The organism is Pseudomonas sp. GW821-FHT01C01 (assembly GCF_059422645.1).
On record NZ_JBWKXF010000040.1, the window covers coordinates 1 to 22,327 of the forward strand.

19 protein-coding genes are annotated in these 22,327 nt (G+C 61.8%); 6 read left to right on the forward strand and 13 right to left on the reverse strand.

Features of this window, described 5'->3' with window-relative positions; all coding sequences use genetic code 11:
- Nucleotides 1-80: 80 nt before the first annotated feature.
- A complete protein-coding gene (locus AC07XF_RS21025; RefSeq protein WP_495027988.1) occupies nucleotides 81-815 on the reverse strand; it encodes a thioesterase II family protein in 735 nt (244 codons plus the stop codon).
- Between the two features lie 225 nt (nucleotides 816-1,040).
- Nucleotides 1,041-2,213: an MFS transporter gene (locus AC07XF_RS21030; protein ID WP_495027989.1), complete on the reverse strand. Its 1,173-nt coding sequence runs from the start codon at nucleotides 2,211-2,213 to the stop codon at nucleotides 1,041-1,043.
- A gap of 256 nt (nucleotides 2,214-2,469) precedes the next feature.
- On the opposite strand from AC07XF_RS21030, the gene AC07XF_RS21035 reads away from it, so the two are divergent.
- Nucleotides 2,470-4,293, forward strand: a complete 1,824-nt coding sequence (locus tag AC07XF_RS21035; protein ID WP_495027990.1) for a glycoside hydrolase family 15 protein — start codon at nucleotides 2,470-2,472, stop codon at nucleotides 4,291-4,293.
- A gap of 333 nt (nucleotides 4,294-4,626) precedes the next feature.
- A complete protein-coding gene (locus tag AC07XF_RS21040) occupies nucleotides 4,627-5,016 on the forward strand; it encodes a hypothetical protein (protein WP_495027991.1) in 390 nt (129 codons plus the stop codon).
- 11 nt (nucleotides 5,017-5,027) lie between these two features.
- Here AC07XF_RS21040 and AC07XF_RS21045 read toward each other — a convergent pair whose 3' ends face one another.
- On the reverse strand, nucleotides 5,028-6,011 hold the full coding sequence (locus tag AC07XF_RS21045) for a GlxA family transcriptional regulator (protein WP_495027992.1): 984 nt from the start codon (nucleotides 6,009-6,011) through the stop codon (nucleotides 5,028-5,030).
- 88 nt (nucleotides 6,012-6,099) lie between these two features.
- Here AC07XF_RS21045 and inhA point away from each other — a divergent pair, with 88 nt between their 5' ends.
- Nucleotides 6,100-6,786, forward strand: coding sequence for an isonitrile hydratase (inhA, locus tag AC07XF_RS21050; protein WP_495027993.1), 687 nt, complete (start codon nucleotides 6,100-6,102; stop codon nucleotides 6,784-6,786).
- Nucleotides 6,787-7,121: 335 nt separating this feature from the next.
- Here inhA and AC07XF_RS21055 read toward each other — a convergent pair whose 3' ends face one another.
- A complete protein-coding gene (locus tag AC07XF_RS21055) occupies nucleotides 7,122-7,610 on the reverse strand; it encodes an SRPBCC family protein (RefSeq protein ID WP_495027994.1) in 489 nt (162 codons plus the stop codon).
- Between the two features lie 198 nt (nucleotides 7,611-7,808).
- Here AC07XF_RS21055 and AC07XF_RS21060 point away from each other — a divergent pair, with 198 nt between their 5' ends.
- Both AC07XF_RS21060 and AC07XF_RS21065 read left to right on the forward strand, forming a co-directional pair.
- Nucleotides 7,809-8,207, forward strand: a complete 399-nt coding sequence (locus AC07XF_RS21060) for a GFA family protein (protein ID WP_495027995.1) — start codon at nucleotides 7,809-7,811, stop codon at nucleotides 8,205-8,207.
- A gap of 63 nt (nucleotides 8,208-8,270) precedes the next feature.
- On the forward strand, nucleotides 8,271-8,672 hold the full coding sequence (locus AC07XF_RS21065) for a lysozyme inhibitor LprI family protein (RefSeq protein WP_495027996.1): 402 nt from the start codon (nucleotides 8,271-8,273) through the stop codon (nucleotides 8,670-8,672).
- A 119-nt stretch (nucleotides 8,673-8,791) separates the two neighbouring features.
- On the opposite strand, the gene peaD is transcribed toward AC07XF_RS21065, so the two are convergent.
- From peaD to peaA, 4 genes are all read right to left on the reverse strand, one after another.
- Entirely contained in the window at nucleotides 8,792-9,910 is a 1,119-nt protein-coding gene (gene peaD, locus AC07XF_RS21070; RefSeq protein WP_495027997.1) for a quinohemoprotein amine dehydrogenase subunit beta, read from the reverse strand.
- A gap of 23 nt (nucleotides 9,911-9,933) precedes the next feature.
- Nucleotides 9,934-10,257 carry a quinohemoprotein amine dehydrogenase subunit gamma gene (gene qhpC / locus AC07XF_RS21075; RefSeq protein ID WP_007971075.1) on the reverse strand — a complete coding sequence of 108 codons (324 nt, stop codon included), beginning with the start codon at nucleotides 10,255-10,257 and terminating at the stop codon, nucleotides 9,934-9,936.
- 1 nt (nucleotide 10,258) lies between these two features.
- The gene (gene peaB / locus AC07XF_RS21080) at nucleotides 10,259-11,689 is read right to left on the reverse strand and encodes a quinohemoprotein amine dehydrogenase maturation protein (RefSeq protein WP_414873285.1); all 1,431 of its coding nucleotides are present in this window, start codon (nucleotides 11,687-11,689) and stop codon (nucleotides 10,259-10,261) included.
- A 96-nt stretch (nucleotides 11,690-11,785) separates the two neighbouring features.
- Entirely contained in the window at nucleotides 11,786-13,366 is a 1,581-nt protein-coding gene (peaA, locus tag AC07XF_RS21085; RefSeq protein ID WP_495027998.1) for a quinohemoprotein amine dehydrogenase subunit alpha, read from the reverse strand.
- 549 nt (nucleotides 13,367-13,915) lie between these two features.
- Between peaA and AC07XF_RS21090 the strand changes: the two genes are divergently transcribed.
- Nucleotides 13,916-15,406, forward strand: coding sequence for an aldehyde dehydrogenase family protein (locus AC07XF_RS21090; RefSeq protein ID WP_495027999.1), 1,491 nt, complete (start codon nucleotides 13,916-13,918; stop codon nucleotides 15,404-15,406).
- 13 nt (nucleotides 15,407-15,419) lie between these two features.
- On the opposite strand, the gene AC07XF_RS21095 is transcribed toward AC07XF_RS21090, so the two are convergent.
- The 5 genes from AC07XF_RS21095 to AC07XF_RS21115 all read right to left on the reverse strand — a co-directional run bounded on the left by AC07XF_RS21095 (nucleotide 15,420) and on the right by AC07XF_RS21115 (nucleotide 22,183).
- Entirely contained in the window at nucleotides 15,420-16,508 is a 1,089-nt protein-coding gene (locus AC07XF_RS21095; RefSeq protein ID WP_495028000.1) for an acyltransferase family protein, read from the reverse strand.
- A gap of 93 nt (nucleotides 16,509-16,601) precedes the next feature.
- A complete protein-coding gene (qhpG, locus tag AC07XF_RS21100) occupies nucleotides 16,602-17,897 on the reverse strand; it encodes a flavin-dependent monooxygenase QhpG (RefSeq protein ID WP_495028001.1) in 1,296 nt (431 codons plus the stop codon).
- On the reverse strand, nucleotides 17,894-18,571 hold the full coding sequence (gene qhpE, locus AC07XF_RS21105) for a subtilisin-like serine protease QhpE (RefSeq protein ID WP_495028002.1): 678 nt from the start codon (nucleotides 18,569-18,571) through the stop codon (nucleotides 17,894-17,896). The genes qhpG and qhpE overlap by 4 nt, the downstream gene beginning before the upstream one ends.
- The gene (locus AC07XF_RS21110) at nucleotides 18,561-20,279 is read right to left on the reverse strand and encodes an ABC transporter ATP-binding protein (protein ID WP_495028003.1); all 1,719 of its coding nucleotides are present in this window, start codon (nucleotides 20,277-20,279) and stop codon (nucleotides 18,561-18,563) included. Before AC07XF_RS21110 ends, qhpE begins: the two co-directional genes overlap by 11 nt.
- The gene (locus AC07XF_RS21115) at nucleotides 20,279-22,183 is read right to left on the reverse strand and encodes a sigma-54-dependent Fis family transcriptional regulator (protein WP_495028004.1); all 1,905 of its coding nucleotides are present in this window, start codon (nucleotides 22,181-22,183) and stop codon (nucleotides 20,279-20,281) included. The genes AC07XF_RS21110 and AC07XF_RS21115 overlap by 1 nt, the downstream gene beginning before the upstream one ends.
- Nucleotides 22,184-22,327: the final 144 nt, after the last annotated feature.

The following is a 22,327-nucleotide window of genomic DNA, read 5'->3' on the forward strand; positions in this document are numbered from 1 at the left end:
CGCGAAGGCGGTGTGTCAGTCACATGCATAGCGTCTGATACACCGCCTTCGCGAGCAAGCCCGCTCCCACATGGACCGAGTCAGGCGCTGACTGCCATGGAATGCCGCCGATGATGCCCCTCAAGCTGGTCCTTGATCACCCGCAGCACCTTGGCCTCCTGCTCATGGATGAAGAAGTGCCCGCCGGCCAGCATGTCCACCGAGAATCTGCCGCGGGTTTCCTGGCTCCAGCCAATCAATTGCTCGGTGGTGGCGCGGTCGGCCTTGCCGCCGAGCACGTGCACCGGGCACTTGAGCAACGGGCGCTGGATCGGTGCGAAACGCCCGCACAACAGGAAGTCCGCACGCAGCACCGGCAGGGTCAGGCTCATCAGTTCTTCGTTAGCCAGGATCTCTTCGCTGGTGCCGTTGAGGGTGCGCAATTGCTCGATCAGTTCGGCGTCGGTTTTCGGCTGGGCAAAACCACGATCGTAATCGGCGCGCAGCGTCGGTGCAGCAGTGCCGGAAGCGAACAGCGCCACCGGCTCGGGGCAACCTAGCGAGCGAAATGCGTGGGCCATCTCACAGGCCAGCAACGCGCCCATGCTGTGCCCGAACAACGCATACGGTGCCTTGAGCGTGGCTTTCAGTTCCTGGGCCAATTGCAGCGCCAGACGGCGCATGTCGGTGTGCAAGGGCTCGCCATAGCGCGCACCCCGCCCCGGCAGTTCCACCGGCTGTAGCTTGAGCCACTCCGGCAGTTTTCGCCGCCAGCGGCTATAGACCATGGCACTCGCGCCCGAATAGGGCAGGCACAGCAATGTCAGCGGGGTCACCGGGCTTACCTCGAAAGTTGTCTGCCAAGAGAACGGATGAGGCACGCAGGGAATTAGTCATGCATCGGAGTCGAACTGCACACTGACCTGTGGCGAGGGAGCTTGCTCCCGCTGGGTTGCGCAGCGACCCAAAACATTCGTCCAGTTACACAGCATTCGCCAGTTTTACGACTGCTTCGCAGCCGAGCGGGAGCAAGCTCCCTCGCCACAGGTTCTGTGTTTCGCCTATTTAAGGTGGCGATAGCTCGGGATTGCGGAACCGAGCACCACCGCCCCCGCCGCAATCGCGAGCCAGAACCCGCTGCGTGCGCCGAAGGCGTCCACCAACCAGCCGGAGCCGGCGGCGCCGATCGCTACGCCGATGCTCAGCCCGGTGACCAGCCAGGTCAGGCCTTCGGTGAGTTTGGCCGGCGGTACGATCTGCTCCACCAGGGCCATGGCGACGATCAGCGTCGGGGCAAAAAACAGGCCGGCGACAAACACCGCCAGCGACAAGCCGAAAATATTCACCGCCAGCAGCAACGGCAAGGTAGTCACCGCCGTTGCTACCCCGCCATACAAATACAGGCGCGGTAGCGGCACTTTCGAGCGCAGTGCGCCGAACGCCAACCCGGCCAGGCACGAGCCGATGGCGTACACCGACAGCACGATGCTCGCCGCCGCCGGTTGGCCCTGCTGCTGGGCGAAGGCGACGCTGACCACGTCCACCACGCCGACGATGGTGCCCATAGCGACCATCAACAGCATCAGCAATTGAATGTCGCGAGAACGGATGATCGAACCCTGGTGATGTTCTTCATGGGGATGTACCGGCGGCTCCGTGCCGCGTTGCAGGACGAACGCGGTGACGCCAATGGCCAGCGCCAACAAGGCCGCCAACGGCCCGGCCTCGGGAAACGCCACCACACACAGGCCAACGGAAAGCGGCGGTCCGACGATAAAGCAAACTTCATCCAGCACTGACTCCAGGGCGTAGGCGGTCTGCAGCTCAGGGCGACCGCGATACACCTCGGTCCAGCGCGCCCGCACCATCGCCGACATGCTCGGCATGCAGCCGGCCAACGCCGCGAAGACAAACAGCGTCCAGTGCGGCGCCTGCAACCGAGTGCACAGCAACAACAGCAACAGTGCCCCGCCGCCGAGCAACGCCGCCACCGGCAGAATCCGCCCCTGACCATATCGATCCACCAGCCGCGATACCTGCGGCGCACAAAACGCCGTGGCCAGGGCGAACGTCGCCGCCACTGCGCCCGCCAATCCATAGCCACCCTGCAACTGCGAGAGCATGGTGATCAGGCCGATGCCGGTCATGGAAATCGGCATGCGCGCGAGCATTCCTGCCAGTACGAAGGCACGACTGCCAGGGGCTTTGAACAACTCGCGATAGGGGTTTGCCATGGGACTGGTCTCATCAGGGGACTGCACGTTGCCATAACGGCTGATTGCGGGGGAAGCGTGGAATTGTTGGTTGAATGTGAAGGCCCCTTCGCGAGCAAGCCCGCTCCCACAATGGCCGGCGTACACCGCTCAAATGTGGGAGCGGGCTTGCTCGCGAAGAGGCCTGCAAAACCGCCACAACCACCCCGCCAAATGAACTCTCGGCCGCCCAAACCAGTCACTTACTTAGGCCCCAGATTCCCGGAGTTTCGCGACAATGGCTGATCATCCCGAACGCCAAAGCCCCATCGACGCCCACGGCATCATCGGCGACATGCGCAGCGCGGCGCTGGTCAACGACAAGGGCAGTGTGGATTTTTTCTGCTGGCCGGAATTCGACAGCCCATCGATATTCTGCTCGCTGCTGGACACCCCTGAGGCGGGGATTTTCCAGTTGTCACCGGACTTGCCCGACGCCCGCCGCGAACAGATTTACCTGCCCGACACCAACGTGCTGCAAACCCGTTGGCTCAGTGATCGAGCGGTGGTCGAAGTCACCGACCTGCTGCCCGTTGGCGACACCGAAGATGACCTGCCGCTGCTGATGCGGCGGATCCGTGTGGTCAGCGGCCGCGCCGCGTTCCACATGCGCTGCGCTGTGCGCCATGACTACGCTCGTGCCAGCACCCGCGCTCGCATGGACAAAGACGACGTGATCTTCGAGGCCGCCGATCAACCATCCCTGCGGCTTTCGTCGGATCAGGCTTTACGCATCGACGACAACGCGGCGGTCGCCCGATTCACCCTCGACCAAGACCAGAGCAGCGAATTCCTGCTCGGCGCCATCGACGATCCGCGCTTCAAGAAAGGCGCCGCCGAATTGAGTCTGCAGCGCACCCTGAAGTTCTGGCGCGACTGGATCGGCCAGTCCAACTACCGCGGCCGCTGGCGCGAGATGGTCAACCGCTCGGCCCTGGCGATGAAGCTGCTGACCTCGCGCAAACACGGCGCCATTCTCGCCGCCGCCACCTTTGGTCTGCCGGAAAGTCCTGGTGGCGAACGCAACTGGGACTACCGTTTCACCTGGATCCGCGACGCTTCGTTCACCGTCTACGCGTTTATGCGCCTGGGCTTCGTTGAAGAGGCCAACGCCTACATGCGCTGGTTGCGCGGGCGGGTCAGCGACTGTCGGGGCAAGCCAATGAAACTCAACATTCTGTATGCCATTGACGGTCGCCAGGAGTTGCCGGAAATCGAGCTGGCACACCTGTCCGGTCATGGTGGCGCACAACCGGTGCGCATCGGCAATCAGGCGTATGAACAGGTTCAGCTCGATATCTTTGGCGAGCTGATGGACGCGATTTACCTGGTCAACAAATACGGCGAAGCCATCTCCCATGAAGGCTGGAAACACACTGTGGAAGTGATCGATCAGGTCTGTGAAACCTGGGAACAAAAGGATGTCGGCATCTGGGAAATGCGCGGCGAGCAACACCATTTCCTGCATTCACGGCTGATGTGCTGGGTCGCCCTGGATCGCGCCATCCGCCTGGCGTCCAAACGCTCGCTGCCCGCCCCGTTCGCGCGCTGGGACCAGACTCGCCAGGCGATCTACGCCGACATCTGGGAAAACTTCTGGAGCGAAGAGCGCGGGCATTTCGTCCAGCACATCGGCGGCACCGGCCTGGATGGTTCGATGCTGCTGATGCCGCTGGTGCGCTTCGTCAGTGCCCGCGACCCACGCTGGCTGGCAACCCTGGAAGCCATCGAAAAGAACCTGGTGCGCGACGGCATGATCTACCGCTATCGCAACGACGACAGCCAGATCGACGGCCTGCCCGGCAGCGAAGGCGCCTTCGCCGCGTGCTCGTTCTGGTACGTCGAATGCCTGGCCCGCGCCGGCCGGCTCGACAAGGCCCATCTGGAGTTCGAACAACTGCTCCGGTACGCCAACCCGCTGGGGCTGTACGCCGAAGAGTTCGACAGCCACGGCCGGCACATGGGCAACACCCCGCAAGCCCTGACACACCTGGCGCTGATCAGTGCAGCGTGTTTCCTGGATCGGAGGTTGAGTGGGGAGAAGGTTGTTTGGCAGCCTTGAGAACGCGTCGCCCCTTTCGCGAGCAAGCCCGCTCCCACACTTGATCTTGGCCGGACACAAAATTTATGCCCATTAAAAAGCAAATGTGGGAGCGGGCTTGCTCGCGAAGAGGCATCAGCCACAACACAAGATTGACTAAATACCGCCGGGTGAACCGGTGACCGGTGTAAGCCAATATCCTGCAACTACTAAACAAACCTGCCCGATTATCAGCAAGTAAGGCATCTCCATTGCCCGAAAACGATTGTTGCCAGCCGCTACCACCCCACCTACCATCCTCGATCAACGGGTACAGCGGAGCTGTCCAACACAACCCGAATTCAAGGAACCAGAATGACCCAACGCATCCATCGCAGCATCGACTCCCCGTTCCGAACCGGTTTGAACCGCGAAGAGCTCTGGGAGGCTGACGACAAAGGCCTGATCAAATGCTGGGAAGTCGGCCGCCAGCGCGCCGCTCGCTTCCCCGACCTCGCCCAACAGTGCCGCGCCGGCGAGTTGCCGGTACTGGGCTGGAAAGGTGGCGTCAGCCGCAGCCTGAAGAAACTCGAAAAGTACGGTTCGCTCAAATACCTCGCGCAGTGGCAAGGGCTGCGCGGGGAAGATCTGGACGTGGATCTGGCACAGGAGCAGGCACTGACCTGTTCACGGACAGGCATGGTGGTGACGTTTACGCCGGATCCGGCGAAGTATTTCAATCAGGTAGCGGAAACGGAAGCCTGATAGCAAGGGGCTCAAGTCATGGCGGAATCTGCTCCAGCACCGACCGAAAAGCGCTCCCGATAAGCCTGCGGTGTCACCCCCATGGCCCGCAGGAAACTGCGGCGCAGGGTTTCTTCGCTGCCGAAGCCGCATTGCACCGCCACCCGCTTGATCGGCACGCCAGTGTCGCTGAGTAAACGCCGCGCGGTTTCGACGCGGATCAGTTCGATGGCCCGGGCCGGGGTCTGGCCAGTGTCGGCGCGGTAGTGGCGCACGAAACTGCGTTCACTCATACCGGCCTGCAAGGCCAGGGTCGGAATGCCAAGGTCCTGGGTCAGGTTTTCGCTGATCCAGGCGTGAAGTTCGTCGAATCGATTGCCTTCTTTTTGCAGGGACAGGGTCACGCTGAATTGTGACTGACCACCCGGACGCTTGAGAAACACCACCAGTTGCCGGGCGACTTCCAGGGCCATGGTGCGCCCGAGGTCTTGTTCGACCATGGCCAGCGCCAGGTCGATGCCGGCGGTCACCCCGGCCGAGGTCCAGATCGGACCGTCGTTGATGAAGATCGGGTTGGGCTCGACGTGCAGTTGCGGGTGCTGCTGCGCCAATTGCTCGCAACGGGTCCAGTGGGTAACCACGCGCCGGCCATCGAGCCAGCCGCTGGCCGCCAGCAGAAACGCACCGGTGCACACCGAGGAAATCCGCCGACAGCCCCGCGCGTGTTCGCGAACCCAGGCAACCAATGGCGCATCCTGCGCCGCTGCGTAAACACCCCAGCCACCGGCGATGATCAGGGTATCAGTGCCCTCATCCGGTAACGGCTCGGCCAACAGCGCCAACCCCGCTGACGACATTACCGCCCCGCCGCCGCTGGCAATCACCGTCGGCGCGTAGGGTGGCGGCAGGCCTTGCTGACGGGCAATGTCGTTGGCCGAAGCGAATACCTGCAACGGACCGGTAACGTCGAGCAATTGCACGTTGGCGAAAGCGAGTACGTGAATGGTTTTATGCATTTGGCGTAATTCGTGGGGATATTGGCGTATACGCCAAAGCCTACGGGCCTACAGTTAAACCGTCCACCCACTTCACGAGAAAAACACCATGACGTTGCAGATCGGTTTTCTGTTGTTTCCACAGGTTCAGCAACTGGATCTGACCGGCCCTTATGACGTACTGGCCTCGCTGCCGGATGTGAAAGTGCATCTGGTCTGGAAGGACCTGATGCCGGTCACTGCCAGCACCGGCCTGATGTTGAAGCCGACCACCACCTTCGACGATTGCCCGGCGCTGGACGTGATCTGCGTTCCCGGCGGCAGCGGTGTCGGGCCGTTGATGGAAGATGACCAAACCCTGGACTTCCTCAAGGCCCAGGCCGCCAACGCCCGGTACATCACGTCGGTATGCACCGGCGCGCTGGTGCTTGGCGCGGCGGGATTGCTCAAGGGCAAACGCGCCACCACCCACTGGGCGTATCACCAATTGCTGGCGCCATTGGGGGCGACACCGGTGAAGGATCGGGTGGTTCGCGACGGCAATCTGCTGACCGGGGGCGGGATCACCGCCGGTATCGATTTTGCCCTGACCCTGGCCGCCGAGCTGTTCGACCAGGCCACCGCCGAGCTGGTGCAACTGCAACTGGAATACGCCCCGGCCCCGCCGTTTACCGCGGGCTGCCCCGAGACGGCCCCGGCCAGTGTCTTGGAAGAGGCTCGCAAGCGGGCTGCCGGCTCGTTGAAACTGCGGGCGGAAATCACCGAGCGCGCCGCGGCGAAACTCGACCAACAGTGAAAAAATGGCGGCAGGAACCCGGTTCCTGCCGCCACGGCTTTTCATACGCCCATAAAAAAACCCGCCGAAGCGGGTTTTTCCAAGACCATGACGACTCCTTGTCGTAGCGTTCCTTGCATATGGTCGATCATCCATGATCCTGAGCACATCCTGTGCTTCAGTGGGTGAGGCCAGAATACGCATCGGATCCAATCTGCAACAGGCGACATCGTTACCAGCGCGTGTAAGACATTCGCTATAAGCCCCCTTCCGAAAACCCTTAGACACCCCAGGCTCCGAGCCTGGAGGTCGCGAGTTTAAAGGCCTCCAGCTGACTTTCGACTGCCAGGCTCTCGTCAGTCACCCTGAAGCTCGTGGGCCTTGGCCCTTTCCACAAGAAACTGTTCGATGTTGTTCATCTGCTCATCCCAACCACGGCTGTCCATCCGGAACGCCTTGAGGCGACGATGCTGGGGAATGTGGTCGAAACCCGACTCGGACACCTTGAGAAGCGTGCCGTCATCCATGTCTTCGAGCTCGAACTTCACCAGGGTAGTGGGTTCCTGGGAGTAATCGAACTCTAGCTCTACCGCGTAAGGGTGCCAGCGAAACGAAAACAGCCGCTCCGGCTCGACCCGCTCTACCAGTACATTCCAGCGCAAATGCTCATAACCGGGATAGGTTATCTGCCCCTGGGTCCACTCACCGGCAACAAAACGCTTGCCCTCCAGCGCCACGCCAAACCACTTCCCGAACTCCTCGGCATGGGCTATCACACGCCAGACCTGCGAACGTTTCGCCTTGAGCAGGATTTTCCTTTCGATGCGATCAGATGCTGGGTTCATAAGTCACCTCCTGTACTTGAACAGTAGGTCAGTAAGACCACAAGACCAACCCTAAAGTTGTACCAATCGGGATGTGCAATCAACCATGCCCGAGATATTCGGTTGCATTTACGACGATAAGTTCTGGGGCAAGAGAATAGTCAGAGAATCGAAGCTGCTAACGTTCCCCATTGAAATCGCCCTTGAAAGGAGTCATCCATGAACACTCTGCGCGGCAGCTGCCTGTGTAAAACCGTCGAATACCAACTCGATAGCCTCGACATGCCCATCAGTCACTGTCACTGCCAAACCTGTCGCAAGGCTCACGCGGCGGCTTTTGCATCGACCGCCGGGGTCATGCGCGAGCACTTTCGCTGGACCAAAGGCCAGGATCGCCTGAACCGCTACGAATCGTCGCCGGGTAAGTTTCGGCATTTCTGTTCGGTCTGCGGTTCACACTTGATGGCCGAACGGCTGGCCCAGCCTCACGTTATTGTTCGTGTGGCGACACTGGATAGCGACCCGCAGATGACGCCCCAAGCGCATATCTGGACGTCTCATGATGTGCCATGGCTTGAATACGAATCGGTGGAAAAGCACTCGCAATGGCAAGCGTAGTGGGCGGAGTCCATCTCGGCGCTACACTGCATCTCTACATTCGGTCACTGCGAGCACTCCAGCATGAACCCACGCTTACTATTGGCGCTGACGCCCCTGTTGTTCACCTCAATGGCTTTCGCCGTGGACTGCGACAACGCCAGCGACCAGGCGACGATGAACCAGTGCGCGGCGCAGCAGAATACAGCCGCCGACAAGGAATTGAATGCGCTGTACCAGCAGATCACTTCGCGACTCAAGAGCAATCCGGACAGCAAGAAGCAGTTGGTGAGTGCGCAGCGGGCGTGGGTTGCGTTCCGCGATGCCGAGTGCAAGTTCTCGGCGTCCGGGGTGACGGCGGGCAGTGTTTATCCGCTGATCTACAGCAACTGCACCACGGAACTGACCAAGGCACGAACCCAGACGTTCAAGAACTACCTGAAGTGCCAGGAGGGGGATTTGAGTTGTCCGGTGCCGGGGGTTTGATTTTTCGGTGCTTTTGAGGGCCTCTTCGCGAGCAAGCCCGCTCCCACAGTGTTTGTGAACACCACAAATCCACTGTGGGAGCGGGCTTGCCCGCGAAGGCGTCAGTTCAGGCGCCGCAACTACCGGACAAAAATCTGCGCCGTGGTAATCGCCATGTCCCCGCCCGGCATCTTGATGCTGCCGATCTGCTTCAGGCTGTCGGCATCGAAGATCGCCACATCGTTGAAGGTCCCCGCCAGGTAGATCTTGCTGCCGTCCTTGTTGAAGGAAATGCAGTAGTAGGAGTGATCGAGCGTGGCGGACTGGAGCATTTTCTTCTGTTTGATGTCGTACTTGGCCAGGCGGTTGAGCACGCCAAACATCAGGTTCGGATCCTTGGGCGAGCGCATGCCGCTGAAGTAGATTTCGGTCAGGGGGCCAAAATCGGTGGTTTCGGTCTTGCCGGTCTTCAGGTCGACGCTGAACAGGCCGTACAGGTATTCGGCCGTGGCCGGGTCCTGTTTCTTGTCCTTGAACTTCGCCGCGGTGTAGAGCAGCGAGAAGTCATGCCGGTAAGTCTGCTGGTTCCACACGTAGAGCACGTCCGGCGCGCTGTAGTTCGGACGTTTCCAGTGACGGCTGGGGATCAGCACGTCGAACTTGCCGGTCTGCACATTGACCTTGTAGACATCCGCCCCCGCCACATACAAGGTGCCGTCGTCGCCACTCTGCATGATGGTCAGTTGCCGTGGCGCCGGGAAACTGCGCACAGGCTTGGCGTCCATCCCGGCGTCGGTGGCATACACGTCGAGCCGAGGCTGCTGCACTTCGTAGCGATCGTTCATCATCAGCGTCGGGTTGGCGATGGTGAACAGCTCCTTGCCGTCGTGGCTGAGGGTGAAGGCGAACATCGACTTCGCTTTCTCCCCCGGTTTCTGGGTGATGCTGGCGTGGAACACCTGTTTGCAGCTGTCCAGTTCGACGCCGTAGACATCCGCGTAGTGATTGTTCAGCACATAGGCGGTCTTGCGGTCCGGCGACAGCTGCACGGTACCGGGGCCGAAGGCATCGGGCATCTTGCAGGTCTTGAACAGGGTGTCGGTGGCCAGGTCGATCACGTGCAGGTTGTTCGGGTAATTGGTGGTCAACATGTATTCGTGACCGTCTTGCAACGCGGTGTTTTCATCGGCCAGGACACTGACCGAACAACTGCTCAGGACGGCAAACGCGGCCAGGCCGCAGGCTTTGATATTACGCATGCTGGAATCCTTCTGATATCCGATCACTTGTCTTTCGGGAAGACAGTGCCGAGGTTGCGCCAGTTTTCGTTGGACGCCTGGGCATCCTTGTTCCAGTCCGGGTAGGTGCTCATCATGTCGGGCACCTGGGCCGGCCACCAGCAAGGGTCGGAGCAACCGTAGAGGTCGGCCTCCATCGGCTGGCACAGCGACGACACACCGCCAAACGCATCGATTTCCCAGCCCGGGTCGGTGGTCGAGGCGCAGCCCGCCACGGAACTCATGGCCACCACTTCTTCAATGCGGTTTTCATCCGCGGCCTGATCCAGCTTCAACGCTTTGTTATTGATTGCCTTGAGATGTTTCATATCAGTGAGCCTTGCGCGGAGTGATGTAACTGCTGATGAACGCAGGGTTGTTGGCCATGATCCGGGTGTAGACCTCGATGCCGAAATCGACCCAGTCACGCATCAGTTCGCAATAGTGATAAGTCGGGTGGGTCGGATCGCCGTACCGCGCGTAGCTCTCGTGGTAGCAGCCGCCGGAACACAGGTTGCGGATCTGGCAGTCTTCGCAGCCAGTGTTGGTGCGGTCCAGGCGCTGGGACAGGAAGTCGTTCAGCTCCACCTGCTTGACGCCGCTGTGGACGTTGCCGAAGGTCGGCAGACTCGAACCGGTAAAGCGGTGGCACAGGTTCAGCTCGCCTTTGTGATCCACCGCCAGCATCTTCAGGCCCGCGCCGCACGGCAGGGCTTTTTTGTGCCCTTCATGAATGTCGGTGATCAACTGGTGCAGGTTGGAGAAGCCGATGTTGCGGTGTTCCAGCGCCGCTTCCAGATAGCGCCGACCGAGTTTTTTCATATTGGCGAAAACTTCGATCAACTCGTCGCTGGTCAGGTTGAACGTGCTGATGTCGCCGGAGGTCACCGGGGCAAAGCCGACTTCGGCGAACCCCAGTTCGTTGAACAGGTGATCCCAGATGGTTTCGACGTCGGTGACGCCGGTGGTCAGCGTCACCCGCGCCCCCACCGGACGGCTGTTGTAGCGCGACAGCAGCATCTCGGCCTTGCGCCGCACCACGTCGTACGTGCCCTGGCCGCCCACGGTGATGCGGTTGCGGTCGTGCACGGTTTTCGGCCCGTCGATACTCACCGACAGCCCGAAACGGTGGGCGTTGAGGTAGTCCACGGTTTCTTCGGTGAGCAGCGTGGCGTTGGTGGTCATCACGAACTCGACGAACTTGCCGGCCTCGCGAAAACGCTTCTCACAGTAATCGACCATGTACTCGATCAGCTTGCGGTTACTCAGCGGCTCTCCACCGAAGAACACCACGGTGAAACGCTCTTCATCCGGGGATTCGCGCAACAGCATTTCGACGGAAGCAATGGCCGTTTCCACGTCCATCTTCTTGCCGGCCGACGGCTTGTCGAGGTCTTCCTTGTAGCAATAGGTGCAACTCAGGTTGCAGCCGGTGTTGACGTTCAGCACCACGGTGTTGATCGCCGTGCGCTCGACCCGTTTGGTGGCGATGTCCGGGGTCAGCGGTGAGCCGTCGCTGACCAGTTCCAGGGCCATCAGCTCGCGCAGGGTTTCGGTGACTTCCTCACCGTTGAAGCGCGCGGCCAGGCGCTGGATCAGGTCGTCCGAGGAACAGCCAGGACCGCGCAAGGTATCGATGATGGTGCCCGTCAGTTCATCGCTGGCGAACAGCGAACTGCTGGGAATGTGAAACAGCATGCGGTCGGCATCGACCTGCACTTCGTGCAGGTTGCGTTCGACCAGATTCAAGATAGCGCCCATTGCCAACCTCCTGTGCAAGCCCCGGTTTGCGGGGACTTGCGATCATTCCGAAAAGTGTCTGATGTCTTTGCTTTCAACCAAGCTCACGTTTCAACATCACGGAATGGGTGGATTGTTCCAGCGTTGCACGGTCACGATCATGTGGCCTTCGCCGGTCAGGGATTTCCCTGCATCGTCGATGGCGGCGATCACCTTGAGGTTGCCGGCATTGTTGGTGGACATCTTGCGCGCCGGGTTGGGCCCGGCATCGCCCGGTGTGAATACGCCCGCATCGGCCTGCATGGTGCCGGCAAACTTGACGTCTTCGTCTTCCTTGGCGCGGTCGTCAAAGGCCTCGACCTTCCACTGCGCCGGGAACACGCCGATACGGTACGGCTTGCCGTCAGCGCCCTTGCCCCAGGCTTCCGCGTCGAAACGGCCCTGAACTTTCGGCGTCGAACCACCGCCTTCGCCGATCCGCGCCACCGAAAATTCAGGCACGACCTTGACTGCATCGATCTTGCTGTACACCGACAGGCTCGGGCCTTTCAGTGTGCCGACGCTGACCGCACGCACGCCCGGCTGGGCATTCGCCGCAGCCTTGAGCTTGACCCGCATGCGTTCCGGGGTTTGCTCCAGCACTTCGACCACTTCCACGCCTTTGCCGAAGTCAGGTTTGCCGCTCAAGCCGCTGCCGACCAGGGTGACTTCGCTTTCACTGCCGGCCTTCACATAGCCCGGCTGCACCGCCAGCAAACGGTTGGAACCCTGTTTGGCGGCGACGAAGTCCAGGCCGCGCTCGTCGTGCTCGGCCTCGAACATCCGGCCCAGCAGCGCATTGCCTTGCGCGGCGAACACCTGGCGCATGGTCACGCCATCGATGGTCACGTTGCCGCGCCATTCGTAGCCGGTGTACAGGATGGCGCTGCCGTCACCATTGAACGGGCTGCCGTCGGCGTACTGGCCCTTGATGCTGACCTTGAAGGTGTCGCTGCCATCGGCACTCACGGTCATGACACCCGCCAGCTCACCCTTGCCCGGCAAGTGGCCGCTGAAGCTCCAGTCACCCACCAGCGCCTCGGCTTTCGGCGCCACGCTCTGCCATTTTTTCCACGCCGGGTTGTCCAGCGGATAACGCTTGGCCAGCAGCGGCACCATGTCTTTGCGGGCGATGTCGAACCAGTCGCGGTCGCGGGCCAGCGCCTGGTACTCTAGGGACGGCCACTGACCGAGGTGGAAGTTCACCAGGCGTTCCCATTCCTGCGCCGGACGCCGTTGCAAGGCGACCCGCGCCCCGGAGTGGCAGCGGCCGCACATCTGGCTGGTCTGGTCGTCGAAGTGCTCGACGGTATTGAGCCGCCGCTCCAGCGCATAGCGCACGCCATCGGTCTCGCTCGGCGCCAGGCCCTGGGTGTCGGCCAGGTATTTGACCAGCGTGCGACGGTCGTCATCGCTGATCTGCAAACCGTGCATGGTCTGCATGCGGGCGATGCTCATCAACCAGCCTTCCGGCGTTTTGCGCTGGTGGCTGATACGGCTGAGGGCGTTATCGGCTTCGGGGGTGTGACAGCCCTGACAGGTTTCCTTGAGGATGGTCTGGGCGTCGCGGGCTGCCAGGCTATGAGGCGAATGCAGCGCTACACAAGCGGCTACGGCCAGCAGGCTGGCGCTCATACCTGATCGGAGTTTTCTCTTCATCAACGTCGAACCTCGCACGGTGCGTTCTTATTTTTGTGGCTTATCGTTTTTATGGTTTCTGCCGTCGGCGGTGAACCGCTGACGGAGGCAAGAGAAACGTCTGCGATGAGCAATACACGGAGCGTGCCAGCTTGTTAAAACCTCTTTGAATCAATGATTTGCCGGAAAAGGCAGGGGTTTTGGCAGTACAGCCATCGCGGGAACACGTTTTATTTCGCGACAACAGTTTCACTCTGAGACGAGCATAGGTGAGCCACGTCGATGGGCGATGACCAATGATCGTTTTGCTTTCTGCAGGAGCTGGCTTGCCAGCGATGGACTCTCAGGCAACGCGCTCACTCTGTAAGTACGCGTTATCGTTAACGACCATCGCTGGCAAGCCAGCTCCTACAGGGCGCCAGGAGTGTGTCAGCGGCGTCTCAGTTTGCGACAGTCCTGCGCTCGTTCAAGAGCTGCTTTTTCCGCCGAAGCCTGCTAACACGGCTCTTTTGGCAAACTGGCACAACCGTTGCGAATGACCTCGCCACACGAACAAGACGAGGTTTCATCATGTCGCTCCCAAATGTGCTTCCCGCCACTTCGGCATTCATCCAGCGCGCCCCGCGCATGCTAATCGGCGGTGACTGGGTCGAGGCCGCCGACGGCCAGACCATGCCGCTGCACAACCCGGCCACCGGTGAGGTGCTGTGCGTGGTGCCACGGGCAACGCCGGAGGATGTCGACCGCGCGGTACTCGCCGCCCGCCAAGCGTTCGACGACTCGGCCTGGACCCGCACCCGTCCCCGGGAGCGGCAGAACCTGTTATGGAAACTCGCCGACCTGATGCAGCGCGACGCCGAACTGCTGGCGCAACTGGAATGCCTGAACAACGGCAAAAGCGCGGCCGTGGCCCAGGTGATGGACGTGCAACTGGCTATCGACTTCCTGCGCTACATGGCCGGTTGGGCGACCAAGATTGAAGGCTCTACGGTTGACGTTTCGGCACCGCTGATGCCCAACGACCAGTTCCACAGTTTCATCCGCCGCGAAGCGGTCGGCGTGGTCGGCGCCATCGTCGCCTGGAACTTCCCCCTGCTGCTGGCCTGCTGGAAACTCGGCCCGGCCCTGGCCACCGGTTGTACCGTGGTGCTCAAACCCGCCGACGAAACCCCGCTGACCGCGTTGAAACTCGCTGAGCTGGTGCTGGAAGCCGGGTATCCCGAAGGCGTGTTCAATGTGGTCACTGGCACCGGCATCACCGCAGGCTCAGCCCTGACCCACAACCCACTGGTGGACAAACTGACCTTCACCGGTTCCACCGCCGTGGGCAAGCAGATCGGCAAGATCGCCATGGACTCCATGACCCGGGTCACCCTGGAGCTGGGTGGTAAATCGCCGACCATCGTCATGGCCGATGCCGACCTGAAAACCGCCGCGGCCGGGGCCGCCAGCGCGATTTTCTTCAATCAGGGCCAAGTCTGCTGCGCAGGTTCCAGGCTGTATGTACAGCGCAAGCATTTCGACAATGTGGTGGCGGACATCAGCGATATCGCCAACGCCATGAAACTCGGCAACGGCCTGGACGCGAGCGTCGACATGGGACCGTTGATCTCGGCGCGCCAGCAGGAACGGGTTTATGGCTACATCGAAAAGGGCCGGGAAAGCGGCGCGACTATCGCCTGCGGCGGAGAGCAGTTCGGCCCGGGTTTTTTCGTCAAGCCGACGGTGATTGTCGATGTCGACCAGAAGCACTCACTGGTGCAGGAAGAAATCTTCGGCCCGGTGCTGGTGGCCATCCCGTTCGATGACGAAGCCGATGCCCTGCGCATGGCCAATGACAGCCCCTACGGCCTGGGGGCGAGCATCTGGTCCAATGACCTGGCGGCGGTGCACCGGATGATTCCACGGATCAAGTCAGGGTCGGTGTGGGTCAACTGCCACAGCGCCCTGGACCCGGCGCTGCCGTTCGGCGGTTACAAGATGTCCGGGGTCGGGCGTGAGATGGGGTATGCGGCGATCGAGCATTACACCGAGCTGAAGTCGGTGTTGATCAAGTTGTGATTTGCGGCGTTCGTTAGTCCGCTTTCGCGGGCAAGCCCGCTCCCACATTGGAATGCGTTCCCCGGTGGGAGCGGGCTTGCCCGCGAAGGCGCCCCCCAGCCACTACGCCGCTGTTTCGCGGCCCTGCGGTTGACCCACCCCATTTTTTTGCGCCGGCCCGAAGCGCGTGACGAAGTTTCAGGGCCGGCCGTTCGACGCAGTAGTACGAAACGCCGCTGAGCAGCAACGACAAGGCCAGCACTGTTGCAACAATGGCCCCATCGTAGGCAACCGACCAGATAGCGTGCAGGAAGTACATCACCACATAGTGATTCAGGAACACGCCGTAGCTGATATTGCCGAGGAGCTCGTCAATCCGGTGAAACTGGAGTTTTGTCAGCAGGTACACGGCGGGCACGCCCAGCGCTATGCCGGCGGTCACTTCGGCATTGAACGGTCGGCGCTCTATCCATCCCGCCATGATGGCCGCAAACATCAGGGCCGCCGCCACGGCGGTGCCGGCAGCGATCGCCAAACCCTTCGGCTGCGCTTTGTACAGGTAGCTGCCGCACAGGAACATGAACAGCACGCCCGGCAATAGACGGTAGCCGTACAGGTCGGTGTTGATGAAACCCAGGCACGCGGCCATGAAGACGACGACGGATAGAGCAAACGCAACGCCCCGCGCCCTGTAGATGATCAGGAAAGGGATCACCAGGTAGAAGCACATCTCAAGCCCCAAAGACCAGGCCGGCGGCAAGATCCACGATCCCGCCGCTCCGAACATGTAGAAGCCGAGTGGCACAATAGTCAGGCTTGCGGCGATGTTGCGCAGCGTCAGCTCGGCGGCTTGAGGCGTGCCGGGCAGCAGGAAATAGATCACCGCACAGGAAACTGCGAAGTAGAACAGGAATTGAGGGTAGAGCCGCAGGGCGCGGTCCAGGTAGAACAGGCCAACTTTCTCCGGTGCCTTGTAGTTGCGCTCGATCAGCGAGGTCATTACGAAACCGCTGATGATCAGGAAGGAAATCACGGCAATCACGCCGGGGTTTAGCCCCATGAACGTCTTGCCCATATGAGAAACGGCCACCAGAACGGCCAATAGCAGACGATAGGCTCCCACTTACACCCCAAAAATCCTTGTCATTATGGCGCGTAAATTACGATGCTTTGCGCTGGGAGAACAGGCTTTTCGCCGGATCCGGACGTTCTTCATTCAGGGTTTGAAGCCCTGACCCAGCAACCAGCTGCGAACCATCCGCCCCTGCTCCACCGTCAAACCGGCCAACGCCTGCTCCGCCGGCTCGCTACGCAATCGCCGCAACAACGGCGCCAGTTCAACCCCATGCACATGCCAGATGCCCAACGGCTGATCCGCCGTTATGACCACCTCGGCCTCATCGACCAGCCCATCACGCAACACCGGCGCGCGCTCAATCCTCAGCGCATTGAAATCGGCCTCGACATGGGCCACCTCGGCGTCCGGCCATTGCCGTCGTGCCTGCCAGAACGGCTGGTCAATCCAGCGTTGTTCATCGGCATAAAAATCCCGGCCGATTCGCGCAAAACGCAAAAACAACTGTTCCACCCGCTGCTGGTGAAAACGTTGGGCCAGAGCCGCTCGTTCGGGTTTGCACAGCAGCGTGTTGATCACCGCCGGCGCCTGCAACGCCGAAGACAGCGACTGAAAGATGCCGTTGCCCGACAACGGATCCACCGCCATCGCCGCATCACCGACCCGAATCCAGTTATCGCCGCACACCTGCGGGCTAAGAATCGCCGTGCTGCTGCGGGCATGCAGCTGCAAATCAAGCTCCGGTTCGCCGCCGAAAAACCCACGGGCCACTGCCGACTCCCCACGGCGTTGGCGACAGTATTCGAGCAACTGCGTCTTGCCCGGCAACCCGGCGCTGGCCACGTCCACCGTCCATTGCCAGTAACACTGGCCGTCGGCGCGCCGCGCCATCCACGCCCAACCGTCCTCAAGGCTTTCCACGGCGCTGGCGGTGCTGCCTGGCGTACCTTGCCAGCGATTGAGCAGGCTGACTGTCTCCGGTCCGCGCGAGCCTTTACCGAGGGCCGGCGCCTGGCGTCCGCGGGCCTCTACCAGAAAGTCCGCTACCAGCGGTTCGCGTCCGTCGATTTCGATTCGATGACCATTGGCCGATGACTGAACCGTCAGCACACGACCTTCGATCAGTTCAACCCCCGCCAGGCGTAAATCCTCGCGCAGGCCTCGGTCAAACACCGGACGGTCGAGCAAGTATTCGATGTTCTGCGCATGGTGCTGGCCATTCCACGAGACCTGGCGCTGGGACGGCAACGCCGCATCCGCCAACGCTTGCGCAAGACCCGCGTTGCGCAAGGCCTCCAGAACCCGCACGGACACGCCTTCGAGCGCGGCAAACCGGCGCCACTCGCTGACCAGCGTGACGCCATGGCCCAGCCGCCGTAGCCCCAGTGCGACGGCGGCACCGGCCGGGCCGGCGCCAAGAACTACGATGTCCGTCACGGCCCGAATCGCCGTTCAGGGCCACGGTAACGGGCATGCTCGCGCAACCACTCGATGACTTGCTCATTGCTGGCGTCAGGCTGTTTGGCGAGAAACCCGGCGATGTGCCCGCTCAACGCGGCACAACCGAGGCTCGCCCCGGATTGCCCCGGATAGGTGCCATGCACACACGCGGCGAAATCCGCCTGGGCACTGTTAAGCCACGACCATTCCTGCTCGGCGCACCGCGCATCCCCGGTCACCCGCAACACCTGCGGATAATTCGCCGGAAACACCCCGTCCCCCTGGGCCGGGCTCGACGCACACAGCAGCACGCCCCGCGCCACCGCCGCCGCACAGGCAGCCCGCAACAGGCTGCGATCCTGGCGCAGGCCGAGGCTCAAATTGATCAGTCGCACCTCCTGCGCCACCAGCCAGTCAATCGCCGTTGCGATCTGCAAGGCGCTGGTGACGCCCCGCTGGTCGAACACCTGGGCCACGCAAAACACTGCCGATGGCGCACGCCGGCCGATCGCTTCGATCACCGCACTGCCATGCCCCAGCGGGTCTTCGCGCAAATTGCCCTCGGCCAGGCCGTCTTCAAGCAATGAAAAGCGCCGACCGGCAATCACTTGCACCCGTTGTGCTGCCGAGTGGCCGCTGTCCACCACACCAATGCGCAACTCAGGTTTCATGCAGCACCGTTTTCGAGGTCAGCACGCCGTCGAGCAATTCGAAACGCAGATTGGCATCGGCCAGGGTTGAAGGGCGATGGCTGATCAGAATGCGCGTGCGTCCGGCAAACAAGCGGTCGATGGCGTCGATGACTTCGCGCTCGGTGGCTTCGTCCACCGCGGACGTGGCTTCATCGAGTACCAGAATCAAAGGGTCCTGCAACAGCGCCCGGGCAATCGCAATGCGTTGCTTCTGCCCGCCGGACAACTGCTGGCCACGCTCGCCCAACGGGCTGTCGAGGCCTTCGGGCAAGGACTCGATCAGGCTGTCGAGTTGCGCCAGTCGCGCCACTTCGGCAATCGCCTCGCGGCTGGCGTCCGGCACCGCATAGGCCAGGTTGTCGGCGAGGCTGCCGCGAAACAGCACGATGTCCTGACTGACGATGGCAATGCGTCGACGCAACTGGAACAGGTCCAGTTCGCGCAAATCGACGTCAGCCAGCAGTACCCGGCCCGATTGCGGATCGTGATGACGTTGCAGCAGGTCGATCAGGGTCGATTTACCCACGCCCGAGCCGCCGCTGAGGGCCACTTTCAAACCGTAGGGAATCCGCGCTTCGATGCCACGCAGGGTCGATTGGCGACCGGGATGGGCAAAGTGCACGTTGTCGAACCAGAGGTCGCCACCATTTGGCATCGAGCGTGGCCGGGCGGGCGTCAACACGCTCGGTTGTTCGCCGCGCAACTCCATGACCCGGCCGAGGCTGACGGTCATCCGCTGAATCGCGACGTAGAGCCCGAGCAAGCTCTGCACCGGCCCCACGGCCATTCCCAGGTAGGTGGAAAACGCAATCAGGGCACCGAGCTGCCAGGTGCCCTGCACCACCCAATATCCGCCGATCAAAAATGCGCAGGCCCGGGACAGTGAGGTCAGCGTGCCGGGTACGGCCTGGGTGAAAAACTCAGTGACTTGCAGGCGCAGCAACTGGCTCATGTAGCCCTGCCCCAGCGTCTCGAGGCGCCGCGCTTCGCGCTGTTGCTGGCCGGCGGACTGGATGAACTTCATCACCGGCAATGTCTCGACCATGAACGACGACATGTCCGCCGAACGCTCGCGCAACTGCCGCACATCGCGCTCGACCTTGCGCCGCATCCAGCGCAGCCAGAGGACATCGAGGGGAATCAGCACCAGGGCCAGCAGCGAGAGCTTCCAGGACAGCGTCAACAGCATCGCGATGGCAACCACCAGGCCGATCACGCTCGACACGGCCGAGAACAGCGAGTCCACGGCGAACCGCTGGATTTCCGCGACGTCGCCATCGAGGCGCGACATCAGGTCGCCGATGCGTCGCTGGCCGTAGAAACTCGGCGACAGGGTTTGCAAATGCCGATACAGGTCATCGCGCAGGGCAAACAGCATGCGCCCGGACAGGCGCGTGTGCAGGTAGCGATTGATGCCCGAAAGCGCTGTCCCCAACAACCCGGCAACGATCATCAGCCCGGCGATCAGCACCAGCATCGGGAAGTTGCGCGCCAGCAGGCCGTCGTCGATCAGCAGTTTGGTCAGCCACGGCTGGACCAGCACCAGCGCCGAGGCGCAGACAGACAGGCCCAGCAGCCCGGCAATCGCCAGGCGATGAGGTCGCACAAAGCTGTACAGCCAGTGCAGCGACGCTTGCAGGGCCTCGGGGTTCTGGCTGTCGATCAGCCGGACGATCAAGCGCCGCATCACGAACGCAACTGTTTGAGCTTGCGATACAGGGTCGCGCGGCTGATGCCCAGGGCGTCGGCGGCGGCCGAGACGTTGCCCTGATGTGTGTCCAGGGACTGGCGGATCAGCTCCAGTTCATTTTCACGGATGCTGCCGGTCTGGGGCCGTTCGCTGGCGGTCAACTCGTCGAGCATGCTGTCGGGCAAGTGGTCGAGGGTCAGCACGGTGTCACCCGGTTCGCGCATGGCCAGCGCGGTGCGCAGGACCATCTCCAGTTGGCGGATGTTGCCGGGCCAGTGATAGCCGCTGAGCAAGCGATTCAGATCGTCGTGCAGGACCACGGTGGGTGCGCCCAGTGTCGTCAGCATGCGACTGACCAGCGCGGCGAAATCTTCGCGTTCGCGCAGGGCCGGGAGCATCACGCTGATGCCATTGACCCGGTAGAACAAGTCCTCGCGAAAGTGTTTTTCTTCCACCAGACGCTTGAGGTCACGGTGGGTGGCGCAGATCAGCGCGACGTCGATGTCCTGCTCTTCGCCAGCGCCCAGGGGCGCGACCTTGCGATCCTGCAACACGCGCAACAGCCGAGCCTGCAAGGCCAAAGGCATGTCGCCGATTTCATCGAGGAACAAGGTGCCGCCGTGAGCCTGTTGCAGGCGCCCGACCATGCCGCCCCGGCGCGACCCGGTGAACGCGCCTTCGCGATAGCCGAACAGTTCGGACTCGATCAGGCCTTCGGGAATGGCCGCACAGTTCACCGCCACGAAGGGTTTGTCGCAGCGCGCTCCGGCCATGTGTAGGGCACGGGCGATCACCTCTTTACCGGTGCCGGTTTCGCCCAATAACAACACCGGCAGTTCATTGGCCAGGCCTTGACGGGCCATACGCAAGGCACGGGCATAACGCGTATTGCTGCCGGCGAGCGCTTCCAGATCCGGCTGCGCCTTGGCCGGTTTCGCGACTGTGCGCGGTGGGCTGCTGACGTTGATCGAGCGTTGCGGCGCGCGCAGGGTTTTGTAGAAGAATTCACCCTTGGCGGTCTGCAGGCTGCCGGTGCCGCCCTGATGCAAGCGCGCCAACAATTGCAGGCCGTCGACCCCGAGAAACTCCTCGCAGCGCCGACCGACCAGGGCCGAGCGCTCGGCGTGGAGCAACTGACAAGCCTGGGCGCTGACCGCGAGGATCTGCCCGCCAAGGCTCACCGCCAGCAGACCTTGCCACGGGGATTCGAGGTATTGGCGACGGCTGTGGAAGGCGAGGACGATTTCGTCCGGATAGCTGGCGTTGAACACCCGGCTTTCGATCTGGCTGACCGCCATGGCCAACAGTGCAGTGCTGTCGTGGGCACGGCCGAGCGGGCCTTCGCGGGTCAGGTCGAGGACGCCAAGAATGTCGCCTTGGGGGCAATGGATCGGCACCGAGGTGCAGGAAAAATCACTGAGGCGATCCAGATAATGTTCGCCGCAATCGATCAGGGTCGGCCGGGCTTCCACCAGTGCCGTGCCGAGGGCGTTGGTGCCGCGGACGGCTTCGCTCCAGCAGGCGCCAAGGGTGATGTCCTGCAGGCCACTGCCCTTGAGACGGTCGGCGCGGCCTTCGACGGCGAGGATGGTGGCGTCGGAGTTGGCGAGGATGATCAGCCCTTCCTTGCCCTGACGTTCGGCCAGGTAATCGATCGCCGGCAATGCGGCGTCGATCAGCAAGCGATTGCTGGCCAGCAACACGTCCAGGCTCGCACTCGATTCCAGCGCCAGTTCGTGCTTGGCATTGAAATGCACACCATGGCTCAGGCTGCGCCGCCACGAGGCATCGATTTCCGCACGCAGGACGCCGTCCGGTACTTCACCTTCAAGGTGCAGCTTTTCCCGGGCCAGCCGGGCTTCGCGATGCAGTTTGGGGGAGTTTGTTTTTATTAGCGTCATCAAGCGCTCCGGGTCATCCGCCCTGCGCCTTCATACGTCGGCGCCCTGCCGCAATCTTTACGTTAACGTAAGGGCAATGGCAAGTGCCTTACGGCGCTTGTGTTCCGTCAGGTGGACCGAGTCATCGTTCTTCGCTGGCAAGCC

Bases quoted from the DNA above. Each gene is read 5' to 3' on its own strand.
- AC07XF_RS21030 (WP_495027989.1), bottom strand. From the start codon at position 2,213: ATGGCAAACCCCTATCGCGAGTTGTTCAAAGCCCCTGGCAGTCGTGCC.
- AC07XF_RS21035 (WP_495027990.1), top strand. From the start codon at position 2,470: ATGGCTGATCATCCCGAACGCCAAAGCCCCATCGACGCCCACGGCATC.
- AC07XF_RS21040 (WP_495027991.1), top strand. From the start codon at position 4,627: ATGACCCAACGCATCCATCGCAGCATCGACTCCCCGTTCCGAACCGGT.
- AC07XF_RS21045 (WP_495027992.1), bottom strand. From the start codon at position 6,011: ATGCATAAAACCATTCACGTACTCGCTTTCGCCAACGTGCAATTGCTC.
- inhA (WP_495027993.1), top strand. From the start codon at position 6,100: ATGACGTTGCAGATCGGTTTTCTGTTGTTTCCACAGGTTCAGCAACTG.
- AC07XF_RS21055 (WP_495027994.1), bottom strand. From the start codon at position 7,610: ATGAACCCAGCATCTGATCGCATCGAAAGGAAAATCCTGCTCAAGGCG.
- AC07XF_RS21060 (WP_495027995.1), top strand. From the start codon at position 7,809: ATGAACACTCTGCGCGGCAGCTGCCTGTGTAAAACCGTCGAATACCAA.
- AC07XF_RS21065 (WP_495027996.1), top strand. From the start codon at position 8,271: ATGAACCCACGCTTACTATTGGCGCTGACGCCCCTGTTGTTCACCTCA.
- peaD (WP_495027997.1), bottom strand. From the start codon at position 9,910: ATGCGTAATATCAAAGCCTGCGGCCTGGCCGCGTTTGCCGTCCTGAGC.
- qhpC (WP_007971075.1), bottom strand. From the start codon at position 10,257: ATGAAACATCTCAAGGCAATCAATAACAAAGCGTTGAAGCTGGATCAG.
- peaB (WP_414873285.1), bottom strand. From the start codon at position 11,689: ATGGGCGCTATCTTGAATCTGGTCGAACGCAACCTGCACGAAGTGCAG.
- peaA (WP_495027998.1), bottom strand. From the start codon at position 13,366: ATGAAGAGAAAACTCCGATCAGGTATGAGCGCCAGCCTGCTGGCCGTA.
- AC07XF_RS21090 (WP_495027999.1), top strand. From the start codon at position 13,916: ATGTCGCTCCCAAATGTGCTTCCCGCCACTTCGGCATTCATCCAGCGC.
- qhpE (WP_495028002.1), bottom strand. From the start codon at position 18,571: ATGAAACCTGAGTTGCGCATTGGTGTGGTGGACAGCGGCCACTCGGCA.
- AC07XF_RS21110 (WP_495028003.1), bottom strand. From the start codon at position 20,279: ATGCGGCGCTTGATCGTCCGGCTGATCGACAGCCAGAACCCCGAGGCC.
- AC07XF_RS21115 (WP_495028004.1), bottom strand. From the start codon at position 22,183: ATGACGCTAATAAAAACAAACTCCCCCAAACTGCATCGCGAAGCCCGG.